This is a genomic window from Pseudomonas sp. R84, assembly GCF_009834515.1.
In the GTDB taxonomy this organism is placed as follows: domain Bacteria; phylum Pseudomonadota; class Gammaproteobacteria; order Pseudomonadales; family Pseudomonadaceae; genus Aquipseudomonas.
Genome location: NZ_CP019426.1, coordinates 3,829,922 through 3,844,555, shown reverse-complemented (window position 1 = coordinate 3,844,555; position 14,634 = coordinate 3,829,922). Strand labels below are relative to the sequence as shown.

General features: G+C 60.6%; 16 protein-coding genes. 5 read left to right on the top strand and 11 right to left on the bottom strand.

The window, feature by feature from the left end:
- Positions 1-71 precede the first annotated feature (71 nt).
- Genes PspR84_RS16845 through PspR84_RS16820 form a run of 6 tightly spaced genes read right to left on the bottom strand, consistent with a single transcriptional unit; the run spans position 72 to position 5,497 of the window.
- Positions 72-2,015, bottom strand: coding sequence for a response regulator (locus PspR84_RS16845; RefSeq protein WP_160058313.1), 1,944 nt, complete (start codon positions 2,013-2,015; stop codon positions 72-74).
- Entirely contained in the window at positions 2,005-2,880 is an 876-nt protein-coding gene (locus PspR84_RS16840; RefSeq protein ID WP_160058311.1) for an ATP-binding protein, read from the bottom strand. The genes PspR84_RS16845 and PspR84_RS16840 overlap by 11 nt, the downstream gene beginning before the upstream one ends.
- Positions 2,873-3,883: an ATP-binding protein gene (locus PspR84_RS16835; RefSeq protein WP_160060108.1), complete on the bottom strand. Its 1,011-nt coding sequence runs from the start codon at positions 3,881-3,883 to the stop codon at positions 2,873-2,875. The genes PspR84_RS16840 and PspR84_RS16835 overlap by 8 nt, the downstream gene beginning before the upstream one ends.
- Positions 3,880-4,284 (bottom strand): anti-sigma regulatory factor, encoded by a 405-nt coding sequence (locus PspR84_RS16830; RefSeq protein WP_008084828.1) that lies wholly within the window; start codon positions 4,282-4,284, stop codon positions 3,880-3,882. The genes PspR84_RS16835 and PspR84_RS16830 overlap by 4 nt, the downstream gene beginning before the upstream one ends.
- The gene (locus tag PspR84_RS16825) at positions 4,281-4,643 is read right to left on the bottom strand and encodes an STAS domain-containing protein (RefSeq protein WP_160058309.1); all 363 of its coding nucleotides are present in this window, start codon (positions 4,641-4,643) and stop codon (positions 4,281-4,283) included. The genes PspR84_RS16830 and PspR84_RS16825 overlap by 4 nt, the downstream gene beginning before the upstream one ends.
- Before the next feature lie 2 nt (positions 4,644-4,645).
- The gene (locus PspR84_RS16820) at positions 4,646-5,497 is read right to left on the bottom strand and encodes an STAS domain-containing protein (protein WP_160058307.1); all 852 of its coding nucleotides are present in this window, start codon (positions 5,495-5,497) and stop codon (positions 4,646-4,648) included.
- Between the two features lie 249 nt (positions 5,498-5,746).
- Between PspR84_RS16820 and PspR84_RS16815 the strand changes: the two genes are divergently transcribed.
- The gene (locus tag PspR84_RS16815) at positions 5,747-6,010 is read left to right on the top strand and encodes a hypothetical protein (protein ID WP_160058305.1); all 264 of its coding nucleotides are present in this window, start codon (positions 5,747-5,749) and stop codon (positions 6,008-6,010) included.
- A 265-nt stretch (positions 6,011-6,275) separates the two neighbouring features.
- Here the strand turns inward: PspR84_RS16815 and PspR84_RS16810 are convergent, their stop codons facing one another.
- Positions 6,276-6,797, bottom strand: a complete 522-nt coding sequence (locus PspR84_RS16810) for a DUF4142 domain-containing protein (protein ID WP_016983387.1) — start codon at positions 6,795-6,797, stop codon at positions 6,276-6,278.
- 204 nt (positions 6,798-7,001) lie between these two features.
- Here PspR84_RS16810 and PspR84_RS16805 point away from each other — a divergent pair, with 204 nt between their 5' ends.
- Positions 7,002-7,244, top strand: coding sequence for a DUF465 domain-containing protein (locus tag PspR84_RS16805; protein ID WP_038368920.1), 243 nt, complete (start codon positions 7,002-7,004; stop codon positions 7,242-7,244).
- Positions 7,245-7,353: 109 nt separating this feature from the next.
- Complete coding sequence (locus tag PspR84_RS29490; protein ID WP_007912545.1) at positions 7,354-7,518, top strand: hypothetical protein; 165 nt, start codon at positions 7,354-7,356, stop codon at positions 7,516-7,518.
- Positions 7,519-7,667: 149 nt separating this feature from the next.
- Here the strand turns inward: PspR84_RS29490 and PspR84_RS16800 are convergent, their stop codons facing one another.
- The 4 genes from PspR84_RS16800 to PspR84_RS16785 all read right to left on the bottom strand — a co-directional run bounded on the left by PspR84_RS16800 (position 7,668) and on the right by PspR84_RS16785 (position 12,825).
- Entirely contained in the window at positions 7,668-8,744 is a 1,077-nt protein-coding gene (locus tag PspR84_RS16800) for an SMP-30/gluconolactonase/LRE family protein (protein ID WP_160058303.1), read from the bottom strand.
- The gene (locus tag PspR84_RS16795; protein ID WP_160058301.1) at positions 8,741-9,886 is read right to left on the bottom strand and encodes an SRPBCC family protein; all 1,146 of its coding nucleotides are present in this window, start codon (positions 9,884-9,886) and stop codon (positions 8,741-8,743) included. The genes PspR84_RS16800 and PspR84_RS16795 overlap by 4 nt, the downstream gene beginning before the upstream one ends.
- 111 nt (positions 9,887-9,997) lie before the next feature.
- The gene (locus PspR84_RS16790; protein ID WP_077573167.1) at positions 9,998-10,861 is read right to left on the bottom strand and encodes a LysR family transcriptional regulator; all 864 of its coding nucleotides are present in this window, start codon (positions 10,859-10,861) and stop codon (positions 9,998-10,000) included.
- A gap of 245 nt (positions 10,862-11,106) precedes the next feature.
- Positions 11,107-12,825 (bottom strand): hydrogenase maturation protein, encoded by a 1,719-nt coding sequence (locus tag PspR84_RS16785; protein WP_160058300.1) that lies wholly within the window; start codon positions 12,823-12,825, stop codon positions 11,107-11,109.
- 296 nt (positions 12,826-13,121) lie between these two features.
- Here PspR84_RS16785 and PspR84_RS16780 point away from each other — a divergent pair, with 296 nt between their 5' ends.
- Positions 13,122-13,628 carry a sigma-70 family RNA polymerase sigma factor gene (locus PspR84_RS16780; RefSeq protein ID WP_034152323.1) on the top strand — a complete coding sequence of 169 codons (507 nt, stop codon included), beginning with the start codon at positions 13,122-13,124 and terminating at the stop codon, positions 13,626-13,628.
- The gene (locus tag PspR84_RS16775) at positions 13,625-14,572 is read left to right on the top strand and encodes a FecR family protein (RefSeq protein WP_160058298.1); all 948 of its coding nucleotides are present in this window, start codon (positions 13,625-13,627) and stop codon (positions 14,570-14,572) included. The genes PspR84_RS16780 and PspR84_RS16775 overlap by 4 nt, the downstream gene beginning before the upstream one ends.
- Positions 14,573-14,634: the final 62 nt, after the last annotated feature.

Sequence of the window (14,634 nt, the reverse complement as noted above, 5' to 3'; positions counted from 1 at the left end):
ACTCCGCTATCGCGAGCAGGCTCGCTCCTACATTGGATCTATGTTCGACATTAATCCCTGTGAAGCTGTGGTCAGGCACCATCGAGGGTTCGGCGGACCTTGTCGAGCAGTTCACTGATCTGAAACGGCTTGACCAGCATGTCCATGCCACTGCCGAGAAACACCTGACGATTGATTGCCGTTTCTGCATACCCGGTCATGAACAGAATCGGCAATCCGTCACGCCAGCCTCGCGCAACATCTGCCAATTCCCGACCGCTCATGCGCGGCAGGCCGACGTCGGTCAGCAGCAGGTTGATCGAGGGATCATTTTGCAACCGCTCCAGCGCCGTTTCGATATCCGCCGCCTGGGTGCAGCGATAACCCGCGTCCTCCAGCACTTCAGTGACAAACATGCGCACCGACGGCATGTCTTCGACAATCAGTACATGCTCGCCGCTACCTTGCGGGTCAACTACCGGCGCAGGGATGTCGACCCCAGTCGGGTCGGTGGTGGCCGGCAACATGATCGTCACTTCGGTGCCGCGCCGCGCGACGCTGCGGATGTGCGCATCACCGCCCGACTGACGGGCAAAGCCATAGATCGTCGACAACCCCAGTCCTGTGCCTTGGCCCAGCGGTTTTGTGGTGAAAAAAGGATCGAAGACCTTGTCGATGACGTTGTGCTCGATCCCTGTGCCGTCGTCGCGCACCGACAGCGCCACGTAAGCGCCATCGGCCAGATTCGGATCGCCGTGGGAGTACGCGGCGTAAGTGTTGACCCAGATATTGCCGCCCGTCGGCAGCGCATCGCGGGCGTTGATCACCAGATTCAATACCGCGCTTTCCAGCTGCACCGGATCAACCAGCGCGATCGCCGGTTTGCTGGTCAACTCCAGTTTGAGGGTGATCCGCTCACCGATAGTGCGCACCAGCAGTTCTTCCAGCGAGCGGACTTGGTCGTTGATGTCCACCGGCCGTGTATCCAGCGGCTGTTGCCGTGCGAAGGCCAGCAAGCGATGGGTCAGGGACGCGGCGCTCATCGCCGAGTTCAGCGCTGCTTCGCTATAGAACTGCACCTTGTCCAGGCGCTCATCGGCGACACGCTTCTGGATCAACTCCAGGCTAGTGATGATCCCGGTCAGCAGGTTGTTGAAGTCGTGAGCAATACCGCCCGTGAGCTTGCCCAGGGCATCCATCTTCTGCACTTGCAGCAACTGCGCCTCGGCGCGCGCACGTTCGGCGACTTCCTTGGCCAGTTGCGTGGTGGTGTCATCCAGGCGCGCCAGATGCGAGCGCTCGCGATGGCGATGTTCGGTGACGTCTTCGACAAACACCAGGCTCAACTCTGGCGTGCGGTACGGCGAAATCTGCCATTCGGTTTCGCGAATCTCGCCCTGCACGCGCATGTTCAGCGTGCCTTTCCAGCGCTCGCCATCGACCAGGCGCAGGCGCAGCTCATTGAGGATGGCGCTCTGATCATCGGCAAAGCATTCACGCAGCGCTTGCGGATCCCGATTGTCGAGAATCAGTTGCGCGAAGGCCTGGTTGCACTCATGCACCTTGAGGCTGGCATCGAGCACTGCAATCGGTGCGGACACATTGGCAAAAATTTCGCGGAATCGCGCTTCACTTTCGCGCAGGGCATTTTCCGTGTCGCGCACCCGCAACAGCGTGCGCAGGGTGGCCAGCAGCACGTCCGGATCGACCGGGTGAATCAGGTAGGCATCGGCGCCAGCGTCGAGGCCGGTGATGATGTCGCCGGTCTGGATCGACGCGGCGGACACATGGATCACCGGCAGCAGAGCAGTGCGGCTGTCGGCGCGCAGAATCCGCACAATGTCGAAACCGCTCATGTCCGGCAGATTGACGTCGAGAATCAACGCATCGAGCGCTTCACTGTCGATCAGCGCCAGCCCGTCGCCGCCGGTACCGGCCTCAAGGACTTCGTAACCGTGGCGCTCCAGCCGTCGCCGCAGGGCGTAGCGGGTGGCGACGTTGTCATCGACGATCAACAGACGGATGTCACGTTTCATCGACATTCTCCAGAGCGATCGCCAACGGGATGATCACGAAGAAGGTCGAACCGACCCCCGGCGTGCTTTCCAGCCCGACTTCACCGCCGAGCAGGGCCGCGAAGCGTTTGCACAGTGACAGGCCTAGCCCGGTGCCGCGCAGACGTTTCTGCAGTGGCGAGTCGACCTGGGAAAAGTCCTCGAACAATGCACCATGCAGCTCCGCAGCGATACCGATTCCAGTGTCGCTGACGGCAAAACGCACCTTGTCCACGCCTTCGAGGCGCGCGGACACCCGCACTTCGCCACGGGTAGTGAACTTCAGCGAATTGGAAATGAAGTTGCGCAGGATTTGCCCGAGTTTCTTGTCGTCGGTGTACAGGCGAGGCAAACCGACCGGTTCTTCGAAGATCAGATCGACGGCGGAGGCATCGACAATCGGCCGGAACATCCCGCGCAGCGCGGAGAACAGATCGAACATGTCGAACCACGCCGGGGAAATCGTGATGCGCCCGGCCTCGATCTTCGCCAGGTCGAGCAGGTCATCGACCATGTCGCTCAACTCGCGGGCAGCGGTGCTGACGAACGCGACCTGCTTGTGTTGTTCAGGGCTGAGCGGGCCGTCGAGTTCGTCGGCGAGCAGGCTGTTGATGCTGAGGATCGAGCCCAGTGGCGTGCGGAATTCATGGCTCATGTATGACAGAAAGCGACTTTTCAGATCTGAGGCCTGGCGTAATTCTTCAGCTTGTTCGTCGAGTTCGGCATACAGCGCCAGCACGCCCTGATTGGTTTCGTCGAGCTCTTCGCGCAAAGCCACTGTTTCGCTCTGCAACTGCGCGATGAGCGCGGCCTGTTCGGCATTGCTCAACATCGGTGACTCAGCCATGGGCGGCCTCCAGGGCAACGACCAATACTGTTGCATCGTCACGCCCGCGACTGAAGTCGCGGTGCAGGACGCTGGCTATCACAGCGGGGTGGCGATGCACCAGGCCGGGGTAGTCTTGTAGATTCCAACGGGACTGCAAGCCGTCGCTGTACATGATCAATAGATGTCCGTTCACGTGAGCATAGTCAAAAGGCCGGGCTTTTCGGTATTGCACGCCGACGATACCCGGGTGCGAGGCCAGACCTCGCGATTTGTCTGCGGCGATCAGACTGGCGCCAATATTGCCCACGCCAGCGAAGGTCAGGTTGTCGCGCCTGCCGTCGAACTGGCTAAACGCGACAGCGCCGCCACGCGTGCCGATCATGTCGCGGTGCATGTCCTCCATCAGCATCACCGGATCGGCAAACGGTGTCAGGGCAAAGGCTTGAGCCCCCGCACGCCCGGCGCGTTCGGCTTCCTCGCCATGCCCGAGGCCATCGATCACCAGTGCGCTGATGCTGGCGCCTTCATACTTCAGGTGCCAAACGTCACCGCAGGCCGGATCGTTGTGCAACGAGTGCTGGCTGACGCCATAACGGATATCCGGATCGCGGTCGGTACGCGGGTAAAGACGCGCCAACAGTACCGCGCCACGGCCGTCGGCATAGACGTCAAATACCTCGGTCTGCCGCGAAACTGCGCCGAGGCCGATACCTTGCGTGCCACCGGTGGAGAATCCGTCGGCCACGCAGGCCTCCAGATCAAAACCCTGAGCGCGATCCACCGCGAGCATTTCAATACCGAAACCCGCAGGCCGAGGTAATACCCGCAGATGCAATTCGCCGTGCGTAGCGTGCTTGAGCACATTACTGGCCAATTCCGTGGCAACCAGAGCGACCCGCCCGGCATCGCGCTCATCAAAGCCATGCTGTTCAGCGAGTTGCTGCGCGGTGCGCCGGGCATGACCGATCTGACTGCTGTCCTCGACCAACAGAACCTGGGTCAGCGACCCGACGATATTCATGTCCATCGGGTAATCGTTATGCGCGTGCCTTTGCCGGGCTCGGTGTCCAGTTCGAACTCTTCGACCAGACGTTTGGCGCCGGTCAAGCCCAGGCCCATGCCGCTGCCCGAGGTCCAGCCGTCGGTCATCGCCAGTTTCAGGTCGGGAATGCCCGGGCCTTCGTCGCGAAAGGTCAAGCGCAGACCGACTTTGTGATCCTCATCGAGAATCTGCCAGTCCATGTCGCCGCCGCCACCGTAAACCATGGTGTTGCGCGCCAGTTCGCTGACCGCCGTGACCATTTTGGTCAGGTCGATCAGACGCATGCCGCACTCCGTCGCCAACTTGCGCGCGGTCTGGCGCGCGAGCACGACATCCTGCTCGATGTGGATGGGTTGAGTACCGCTGCTGCGTACGGTCATTGCAGCGCTACTCGTTCCCGGAGCAGCTTCATCCCGCGCTCGACATTCAGTGCGGTACTGACGCCGGGCAACGTCATGCCAAGTTCCACCAAAGTAATCGCCACTGCCGGTTGCATGCCCACCAGTACAGTTTCGGCGTCCATGATTTTCGACAGGCCGGAAATCGTGCCGATCATCCGGCCAATGAACGAGTCGACCATGTCCAGCGCGGAGATGTCGATCAGCACGCCCCGCGCCGAGGTCTTGCTGATGCGCTCGGACAAGTCATCTTGCAGGGTGAGGGCGAGTTGGTCATGCATGTCGACCTGAATGGTCACCAGCAGAAATTCGCCCATTTGCAGAATCGGGATACGTTCCATGTTTAAACCGTCTTGACGAGGCTGACACCCAGACGGGTCAGGGCCAGTTTCAATGCATCGGCCAGATTGGCTTTGGTCACCACGCCTTGCAGGTCGAGGCCGAGGTGGACGATGGTTTGTGCGATTTGCGGACGTACGCCGCTGATGATGCAGTCGGCGCCCATCAGGCGGATCGCGGTGACAGTCTTCAGCAGGTGCTGGGCAACCAGAGTGTCGACGGTCGGCACGCCGGTGATGTCGATGATGGCGATTTCCGAACCGGTGTCGACGATGCGTTGCAGCAGCGATTCCATCACCACTTGCGTGCGTTGCGAGTCGAGGGTGCCGATCATCGGTAGCGCCAGCACGCCGTCCCACAGCTTGACCACCGGGGTCGACAGCTCCAGCAGTTCTTCCTGTTGACGCTTGATCACCGCTTCGCGGGATTTCTGAAAGGTGCGGATGGTGTGCATGCCGAACGCGTCGAGCAGCTCGGACACTTCCCAGAGTTGTTCGGCCAGCAGCGCCGGTTGGTCTTTGTAATGACTTTGGAGCAGGTTAAACAGCGGGCCTTTGAGGGCGAAGATGAAACTCGCGGTCTGCTGCGAGTCCTGGCCGAGCAGGGCGCGGCTGTGGGAGAGCTTTTCGAGGAACTGGCGGGTGGTTTCCCAACCCGGCGCGGCCACATTGGTGCCGTTGTCGTTTTGCAGACCATTGATCACCAGTTGCAGGAATTCGCCGGTTTGTTGCTGTATGTCGTGGCCTTTCAGATTACGCGTGGCACCGCTGGTTTCCAGTCCGTTGACCCATTCACTCAGCAGTTGTGCTTGTTTGTTTTTCATCGCATCGAGTGTGCTGTTCTGCAGTGCTGCCATGTGCCTGTTGCTCCGTCGCGAATTGGGGGGCGATCGCTATAAATGAACGCCGCGGAATGATCGACATTTGCCGTTCGAAATAGTTGTTCGTTCACGCACGTATATTTTTGATCTGGCGCAAGGAACGTCCCGGTAACTCTAGTCGGCGTGGCCGGGTGCGGTGAAGTTTTGAACGTTGACGCAGGGCAGGCTTCGAATCTTTGACACCCGGCGGATGTGTGCCGGGGGTGTTTGACCAACGAGGTGGCCATGAACGAGCAAACGAAGCAGAGCCAATCTGGCGAACCGATCAATCGCAATGATCCGGCCATTGACCCGCAGGTGCCGGGGCAACCGGCTCCGACGCAGCAGCAGGGCGAGGATGATCAGGCGCAGAGTGCCGATCCGGCGGTGGATCAGAAGAACCAGCATACGGACAACGACAACGAGTTCAGCCCGGGCTTCAAACCGCAGCCGGATCGGGCGAAGCCGGGGGAGGAGACGGATGCCGATATTGATACCGATGGCGGTTGATTTCGGCGGATATGACAAGGCCGCATCTATTTGGATGCGGCCTTTTTTACGCTTGAGTCTGGTGGTGTGGCTGATATCGATCCCCCTCACCCCAGCCCTCTCCCCCAAGGGGGCGAGGGGAAAGGGAGCCGATTGGGGAATGTTCAAAACCTGCGTTCAACTCGAGACTGTCAGGTCGGCGTAACTCGAACATCCACCTCGGTCGGCTCCCACTCCCTCGGGGCGGTCCGACGTTTCGGGAGGGCTGGGGTGAGGGTAAGGCTTTTTACTTGCTCGGATGCTTGGCCTGCAATTCTTTTGCGGCGGCCAAATGTTTTTCCAGCCCCGGCAGCATTTTCTGCGCAAACGCTTTCAGTTCAGTAGCGCCTTTAACCTTGTCATCGGTCACGGTATTGGCCTGTTTCTTGAACAGTTCGATGGTCTCTTCGTGCGCCTTCACCTGATTGTTGGCGTAAGCGGCATCAAAGGACTCATCGCGCACTTCGAGGATTTTTTCCTTGGCCTGTTTGACCAGGGTTGTGGTGTCCGGGACTTCGATGTCATTGGCCTTGGCAATGGTCGCCAGTTCGTCATTGGCCTTGCCGTGATCGGTGATCATCATGTTGGCGAACGCCTTGATGTCTGCCGATTGGCTTTTTTCCAGGGCCAGACGGCTGGTTTCGATTTCGGCGATGCCACCGGCTGCGGCGTTATCGACGAAGTCATTGTCCGTCGCGGCGAAAGCACTGCCCATGCCGCTGCTCAAAGCGACAGCCAAAACCAGATGACGCAGGTTGAATCCGTCCATTGGTGTATCTCCACGCAGTTTTTGTTGGGGTTATCCAATGGAGGCAACGCGGCGAGTAAAGGTTTTATCGCATTTGCGACAGGGCGACGAACGGGCACCGCTGGTCTGACAGGTGGTCGACAGAACCGTGCAACCAAGGCCATTCTGATAACTGGCAGCGCAATCGGTCGCGTTGGCCAGCCGATCAACTGACGGAGGTGTTCCATGCCGGTTCCCCATGACCTGTTTCAGGACTTGAGTTGCACGAAGGAAGAGATCCAGCAAAAACGCACCCAGGATCCACGACTGGATTCACTGATCAACAAGTATTCCCAAGCCGACGCCGAAGTGGTCAAGGCCGAAACGGCCACTTCAGATGCTCCCACCGACGACGCATTGAAAAAGCTCAAAGAAAAGCGCTTGAAGGTCAAAGACGAAATCGTCAGCCATTTGCAGGCCCCGTCCTGACTCGACAATGATCCGCCGACCTGCGGTTGCGGATTGACGGGAACGACAGCCACGACCGGCACCTCGAATGTACAGAGTCTTCCATCAGCGACTCTTTGCGAGGTGCCTTATGAACGATCCGAAATTCCCCAGTGAAGAGCAGGGCGCATTCGACCCGGTTCCCACCCATCCTGAACCCAACAGCCCGGCGCATACCACCGCTAACCCCGAAGAGCCGGATGAGGATCTGCCTGAAGACGAAGATCCGGACAAGTTCGACAAGTCCAGCAACTGACAGACCGTCTTCGCGAGCAGGCTCGCTCCCACAGTGGATTGTGTTGACCACTAATGCTGTGGTCAGCAAAGAACCCCTGTGGGAGCGAGCCTGCTCCGGGCGGCGTTCCGACGAAGGCGTAAGTCCATGCAACACAAAAAACATCAGGCTCACTTCAGGGCCGCATCCAACGGCATCCGCGCCATATGTGTGGCCTTCAACGAGCCAAAATACAACCACGGCCCATACTCGCGCACCGTGGTAATCGGCGAGTAATTGCCACTGCTCGCATCCTGCAGATTGGCAATCACCTTGCCATCCAGGTCCAGGCCCAGCACAAACCCGCGTTTCTCCACCGGTTTCGGTAAAACCCTCAGCGCCCGCACGATCATCTTGCGCACGAACGGATGCCCCGCAGTGCCATCCAGCAGAGCATTGCGCGGCGCATACAACGCCACCCAGAACCGGTTGCTGCCATTGAATGCCAGGTTGTCCGGCAGCCCAGGCAGATTGTCGATGAACAGGTCGTGAGTGCCGGCTTTCGGACCGGTCAGCCAGTAACGGCTGATGCGATAAGCGCCGGTTTCGTTGACCAGCACATAGGCGTCATCGGGGCCGAGGGTCACGCCGTTGGCGAACTCCAGTCTGTCCAGCAGCACACTGGTTTTACCGCTCTGGAAGTCATAGCGCAGCAGACGTCCGTCGCCGCCGTGCTCGATGATTGCCTCGCCGTCATGGCCATAACCCCAGCGACTGGATGCATCGCTGAAATAGGCGTAATGCCCGGACTTGTCGATGGCCACATCATCGGTGAAACCGAAGCCCAGACCATTGGCCTCCGTGGTCAAAGGAATCAACTGACCTTGCGCATCAAGGGACAGCAAGCCCTTGACCCCATCAGCGATCACCAGCATGCCGTTCGGATGTCGGGCCAATCCGAGCGGACGGCCACCGGTGTCGGCGAGTACTTTGCGTTGCTGGCCGTCGAGGCTGGTACGGATCAGTCGGCCGTCGTGCAGTCCGGTGATCAAGAAGTCACTTTCCAGCAGCAACGCTTCCGGCCCTTCGATGTCGCTCGGCCCGACCTGCGCTGCGCCTTTGAGTTTCTGATTCTCGGCGTAAATGCCTTCTTTCAGCGATGGCGCAGGCGACGGCGTCCAGGCCACGGGTTCGACTTTGGTTGGCATCAACAATAAGAACGCGATGACGATAAGGATCAGCAGCAACAACAGATGCCGTAGCTTCACGCGCTGGCCCTCGCCGATGACAGGTACTGGGCGGCCATGTCGCGCAGCGCCAGCATCGACGCGGCAGATTCGCGCTCGATGCGGCGCTTGAGCAGCAGGTGATTGGCGATGCGCATGCCCAGACCGGCGAAGCGATAATCCAGTGTGCGCACAAATCGCGCGCCGCTGCCTTCGGCGCTGCATTCATAGGTCAGCAGCAACGACAATCCATGATCACCTTGCGCCCGCGCGCACCAGCGCCGACCGGGCAAGTACTCGGTGACTTCCCAACTCAAATGGCCTTCACGGCCGCCGGCATGAATGTCTTCTTCAAAGCGCGCGCCGGCATGCAGCGGGCCGTGTGGGCCGTCGATTTTCAGCGACGAGGGGTGCCACTCAGGCCAGCGACCGACACTGGCGGCGTAGGCCAGTACGGCAATGGGATCGCCAGCGATATCGATGCTGTGCTGCATGCGGGTCATGGGCATTTTCGAATAGCTCAAAGGGGTGGTTTCCGGCTCCCAGTACAGGGTGCCGAACAGGTAGTCCATCAGCGGCAGGACGATGTTGAAATTGCGCTCCTGCATGCGTTCGCGGCGGTGATGCAGCTCATGCAAACGGCGCATCTGGCGGATCCATGGCAGGCGTGCCAAAGGGTTGTCTGCCGGCAAATGCTCGCAGGCATGAAACACTTCGTAAGTCAGATAACCCAGCACCATGCAACCGCCGAACAACCCGGCAACGTTGGCGTTTACCGGTGCCAACAGCCACCACAACGGTACGGTGATCACCAGCGTATGCAGCACAATCAGCCAGGCGGGGAACAGAATCACCCGCCAGTCACGCGCACTGTCGTAGGTCATATGGCCGGGAGTGAAGAAGCTGTGATGATCGCCCGCGTGCCGGGCGTAGAACATTTTCGCGAAGGTTTTTTTGTGGTGGCCGAGATGGCGATGGACCATGTACACACCGAAATTGAACAACAGCAGGGTCAACGGCACCGTCAGCCATTCCAGCAGACTGACCTGCTGCACGCTGGCCGAGAACGCAGCGATGGCCAGCACACCGAACAGCAGCACGAAGGCACCGTGCAGCCATGGGTTGTACAACGGGTGAATGGCCGCACGGTAGCGACTGCGGAATGCCTCGGTGGTCTGCCTCACTGCATCACCTGCGGGGATTGTTGTTATACCCGGCAGATTAGCCGATCCGGCCGTTTGTGCAGGCCGGACCTCGGTGTCACTTGCGCCATGCTCCGGTGCAAAGCCGCCGCTTCAGCTCAGCGGGTTCCAGCGTTGCGACCAGTCGTCATCGGTGCGGATCACTTCGCGCAGCAGATGGAAGGCTTGTTGCAGCGTTGCCGAATCGCGGTCGCGTGAGTAGACAAGATAAGTCGGGTAGCCGAATTCCGGGGCTTTGGTCACTGCTTCCAGGGCGCCGCTTTCCAGATACGTGCGTACCACACGGGTGCGGAAGTAGCCGCTGCCGCCGTGTTCGAGGATGTATTGCAGGGCTAGCGGGCCGAGGTTGAAACTCAGCGCCGCTTTGGCTTTTTCCGGCAGGGCGGCGTCATGCTGGCGGCGAAAGTCCGGGCCCCAGTCGATGTAGACGTAGGGATCGGGGCGCTCGGGCGCACGCACCAGAATCAGTTTTTCTTCCAGCACTTGCTCGACCTGCAATCCCGGCCAGTATTCCGGCTGATAGACCAGCGCCGCGTCGAGCACGCCGAGTTCCAGTTGGCGCAGCAGGTTTTCGCCATCGCGGATTTCCATGCGCAGGGCGTGCCCGGGAATCTTCTCGCGCAGCTCCGCCGCCCAACTCAGCATCAACGGGTTGCACAGGCTGACTTCGCCGCCGATGTGCAGCACGTTGTGATAGCCCTCGGGCAGCGGCAGATCACGGCGCGCGGCTTCCCAGGTCTGCACCAGTTGATTGGCGTAGATCACAAAGGCCTCGCCATTGGGCGTCAGCTTTGCCCCGGCACGGTTGCGCACGAACAGTGTGCTGCCCAGTTGGCTTTCGAGCTTCTGCACCCGGGCGGTGATCGCCGTTTGTGTGACGAACAACTTCTGCGCGGCAGCGGCGAGGCTGCCGTGACGGACGATTTCCAGAAAGGTGCGAGCGAGATCGATGTCCATGGGCGGGCCGGTGTTTGAGGTGTCGGGCATTGTAAAGGCAAAAGCCCCTCACCCTCACCCTAACCCTCTCCCGGAGGGAGAGGGGACTGATTGGGGGATATTGAAGAAATGCACTGACTTGAACGATCAGCGTTGAATCCATAATCGACACGTTTTTTCAGGTCGATGCAGGGCGCCAGACACCTCGGTCAGTTCCCTCTCCTTGGGGAGAGGGCTAGGGTGAGGGGAAAGCAGCCACCGCTAAATCAACTGGCCAACTCGGTCAAACGCACCCGCGCCCACTCCTCAATCAACCGCGCCGGCGTGCCACAGACCTTGCGCTTGTACACGAAGTTCCGGCACTTCTCGGCAAACTGATTGCGGTTGTAAAGCATGTCCTCCTGCATCTCCTGCAGCTCGGTTTCGCGGCATTGCTGGATCAACACCTGATCAAACCGCGCCTTGCGCTCACGCACCGCGGCATAGGTCGGATCGCTCACCGCACCGTTGGCCCGTTGCAGCAACCACAACGAAAACTCGTCCGGGCAGCGCGGGCCGATTTCCTGGACCATGCCCAGTTGCCACGCCTGTACCGCGCTCACCGGCAGACACGCCTGGGTCAATTGCTCGGCCATGGCCGGGCCGACCGCGCGGGGCAGGCTGTAGGTCCAGTATTCGGAACCATACAAACCCATGCTCTTGTAATGCGGGTTGAGCACGATATCGGTGCGGGCAAACACAATATCGGCCGCCAGTGCGAGCATCACACCGCCGGCGCCGGCATTGCCGGTGACACCGCTGACCACCAGTTGCCGGGCCGTCAGCAGTTCTGCGCAGACATCGTCGATCGCCTGAATATTCGCCCAGGCTTCAGCTCCGGGATCCTGCGCGGCTTGAATCACGTTCAAATGCACGCCGTTGGAAAAGCTGCCGCGTCCGCCCTTGATCAACAGCACTTGAGTATCACGGGACTTGGCCCAGCGCAGCGCGGCGACCATGCGCTGGCATTGCTCGGTGCTCATGGCGCCGTTGTAGAACTCGAAGGTCAGCTCACCGACGTTGCCGGATTCGCGATACCGCAGCGGTTGATAGGCTTCGTCACTGAACGGCTGTGTGGCGATCGACCAGTCGAGCACCGGCACGTCGGCCAATTGCTCGGCCAACAGGTGCCGCGCCGGTTGCTTGAAGGTTTCTTCGCCGGGTTGCGGTTTGCGTCGCAACGAACCAAGCCACAAACTCTGATCACCAGCCGCGACCAGCACCGCATCGTCATGCACCGCGAGAATCTCGCCGGGCATGCCGCTGCGCGAATCGAGGTGCGCGTCGTACACGTAATACTGACCGCCGGCCAGGCTCGCCAGCACGCCGGGCTGGCCATCGGCGGCATCGATGCAGCGTTTGATGAAGCGCGCGCAGTCGTGCCAGCTGAAGCTGCGGTCGACCTGTTTCATGTTCGGTTGCAAACGCCCACGTACTCGCGCATCGGCATAGTCCAGAGCCACTGGCGCGAAGCCTTCGATGAATTTCTCCACCACTTCGCGAATGCAGCGAATCGCCGCGTCACTGACCCGACCGTTGTACAGCTCGGATTTGCGCAGGCCCGCCGGCAGGTTGAATTCGCAGGTGGCCCACACCGGGCCGGCGTCCATCTCCTCAACGGCCTGCAACGCGGTAACGCCCCAACTCGGCAACTCATTGGTAATCGCCCAATCGAGGGCGCTGGCGCCGCGATCGCCGACGATGCCGGGATGAATGATCACCACCGGACGCTGGGTATTGCTCCACAGTGCTTCGGGCACACGGTCCTTGAGGAACGGGCAGATCACCAGATCGGCGCCGCTGTGTTCGATCTGCTCGCACACCACTTGTTCATCGGTAAACAACACGACGCTCGGCGAGTGCCCGGCCTCACGCAGTTCCAGCCAGGCGCGTTGGGTCAGGCCATTGAACGCTGACGACAGCAGAATGATGTTGAGTGGTCGCATGCTTGCTCTTCCTTGAGTGGGTTCGCCGTGGGCTCTCGGTGAGCCGTCCCTGGCTTTCGATGGAGCCGCGAGATTAATCAGTGGCCGGCCACGCGCCAGTGATCGAGGTCAACGTTCTGTCAGCCAGTGTTTCTGCGGCGACCAAGTGCCTTATGCTTAATGGTTTGCTTGTGCTGATTTTTTATTACTTCAAATGTCTTCGAGGCTATTGCACAGTCGCGCCTGATCAGAGCCGGACGATCCCGGCAGAACGATGGTTTTTCGCAGCGGGTGGGACCCGTTTCAGGGAGCAAGGCATGGGTGGGTACAACCCGCATTACCAGATCATCGGGCAGATGTTCCAAAAGGACTATCGCTGGCTGTGCGCTGCCGTTGGCCGCACGCTGGGTTGCCCGCACAGTGCGCAGGACATCGCCTCGGAAACCTTTCTGCGGGTGCTGGCATTGCCGGACCCGACGGCCATTCGCGAGCCACGCGCGCTGCTCACTACCATCGCCCGGCGGCTGGTCTATGAAGGCTGGCGTCGCCAGGACCTGGAACGCGCCTATCTGGAAAGCCTGGCGCTGGCGCCAGAACCGGTGCATCCGTCTCCGGAAGAGCGGGCGCTGGTGATCGAAGCGCTGCTGGCGGTCGATCGTTTGCTCAACGGGTTGTCGGCCAAAGCCAAAGCGGCGTTTCTCTACCACCAGCTCGACGGCTTGACCTACAGCGAGATCGGCGAGCGCCTCGGGGTGTCCACCAGCCGCGTGCAGCAATACATGGTCGAAGCGTTCAAGCGTTGCTATCAGGCGATGCAGGCATGAGGCCGGACGAAGCGGTGATCGATGAGGCCGCGCAATGGCTGGCGTTGTTGCAGTCGGGCGAGGCGGGCATGGCTGAGCGGGCCGCATTCGAGGCTTGGCGCGTTGCCGACCCACGGCATCAGCAGGTCATCGAGCAAATGGGCGGCGGCCTCAATCTGCTACGCAACCCGACCCTGCGCACCTTGCCGCGCAGCAGTCTGCTGCACAGCCTTAACGCGCCATCGAGTCGGCGACGCTTTATCAGCGGCAGTCTGAGTGTGCTCGGCATCGGGCTGTTGGCCGGGCTGCTCGGGCGGCGTTACGGCTGGCTGCCGGAGGCGGGGGAGTTGTCGACCGGGACCGGCGAGCGACGTGACTTCACCCTGGCCGACGGCAGTGCGCTGACCCTCAACGCGCGCAGTCGTGTGGTGCCTTTGTTCGATAGCCAACAGCGCCTGCTCGCCTTGCGCAGCGGTGAGTTGTTGGTGGATGTGGCGAAAGAGCCGGCGCGGCCCTTTGTGGTCGAGACCGAGCACGGTCGCCTGCGCGCGCTGGGGACGAAGTTTCTCGTGCAGTACCGCGAGGAGGCGACGCGTTTGGTGATGCTCCATTCGCAGGTCGAAGTGGTCACCGCCGGCGGTGCGCGGCAAGTGGTGCAGGCCGGCGAAAGTCTGTTGTTCAACGGCGCTGGAGTGCTGTCGCTGGAACGTAGCAACGGCCAGGAAAGTGCATGGGTGCAAGGTCGCCTGGAAGTCCGCGACCGGCCTTTGTACGAAGTCATCGACAGCTTGCGCCGCTACCGTCGCGGCATCTTGCATCTAAGCCCGGAAGTCGCCGACCTGCGCCTCAGCGGCCTCTATCCGCTTGACGACAGCGATCGCACGTTGCAACTGCTGGAACGCTCGCTGCCGATCCGCATCACCTGGCACAACCCGTACTGGGTCAGCATCGACGCGCGGTTATAAACCCATAACTTCTTGGCCTAATCGCCGCCCTATAAAAAGCGCCGGCCCGCTGCTCATTCCCT

Coding starts and splice junctions, on each gene's coding strand:
- PspR84_RS16825 (WP_160058309.1), bottom strand. CDS start 4,643: ATGGAACGTATCCCGATTCTGCAAATGGGCGAATTTCTGCTGGTGACC.
- PspR84_RS16835 (WP_160060108.1), bottom strand. CDS start 3,883: ATGAATATCGTCGGGTCGCTGACCCAGGTTCTGTTGGTCGAGGACAGC.
- PspR84_RS16805 (WP_038368920.1), top strand. CDS start 7,002: ATGCCGGTTCCCCATGACCTGTTTCAGGACTTGAGTTGCACGAAGGAA.
- PspR84_RS16775 (WP_160058298.1), top strand. CDS start 13,625: ATGAGGCCGGACGAAGCGGTGATCGATGAGGCCGCGCAATGGCTGGCG.
- PspR84_RS16815 (WP_160058305.1), top strand. CDS start 5,747: ATGAACGAGCAAACGAAGCAGAGCCAATCTGGCGAACCGATCAATCGC.
- PspR84_RS16780 (WP_034152323.1), top strand. CDS start 13,122: ATGGGTGGGTACAACCCGCATTACCAGATCATCGGGCAGATGTTCCAA.
- PspR84_RS16810 (WP_016983387.1), bottom strand. CDS start 6,797: ATGGACGGATTCAACCTGCGTCATCTGGTTTTGGCTGTCGCTTTGAGC.
- PspR84_RS16820 (WP_160058307.1), bottom strand. CDS start 5,497: ATGGCAGCACTGCAGAACAGCACACTCGATGCGATGAAAAACAAACAA.
- PspR84_RS16790 (WP_077573167.1), bottom strand. CDS start 10,861: ATGGACATCGATCTCGCTCGCACCTTTCTGGAAATCGTCCGTCACGGC.
- PspR84_RS16840 (WP_160058311.1), bottom strand. CDS start 2,880: ATGGCTGAGTCACCGATGTTGAGCAATGCCGAACAGGCCGCGCTCATC.
- PspR84_RS16845 (WP_160058313.1), bottom strand. CDS start 2,015: ATGAAACGTGACATCCGTCTGTTGATCGTCGATGACAACGTCGCCACC.
- PspR84_RS16830 (WP_008084828.1), bottom strand. CDS start 4,284: ATGACCGTACGCAGCAGCGGTACTCAACCCATCCACATCGAGCAGGAT.
- PspR84_RS16785 (WP_160058300.1), bottom strand. CDS start 12,825: ATGCGACCACTCAACATCATTCTGCTGTCGTCAGCGTTCAATGGCCTG.
- PspR84_RS29490 (WP_007912545.1), top strand. CDS start 7,354: ATGAACGATCCGAAATTCCCCAGTGAAGAGCAGGGCGCATTCGACCCG.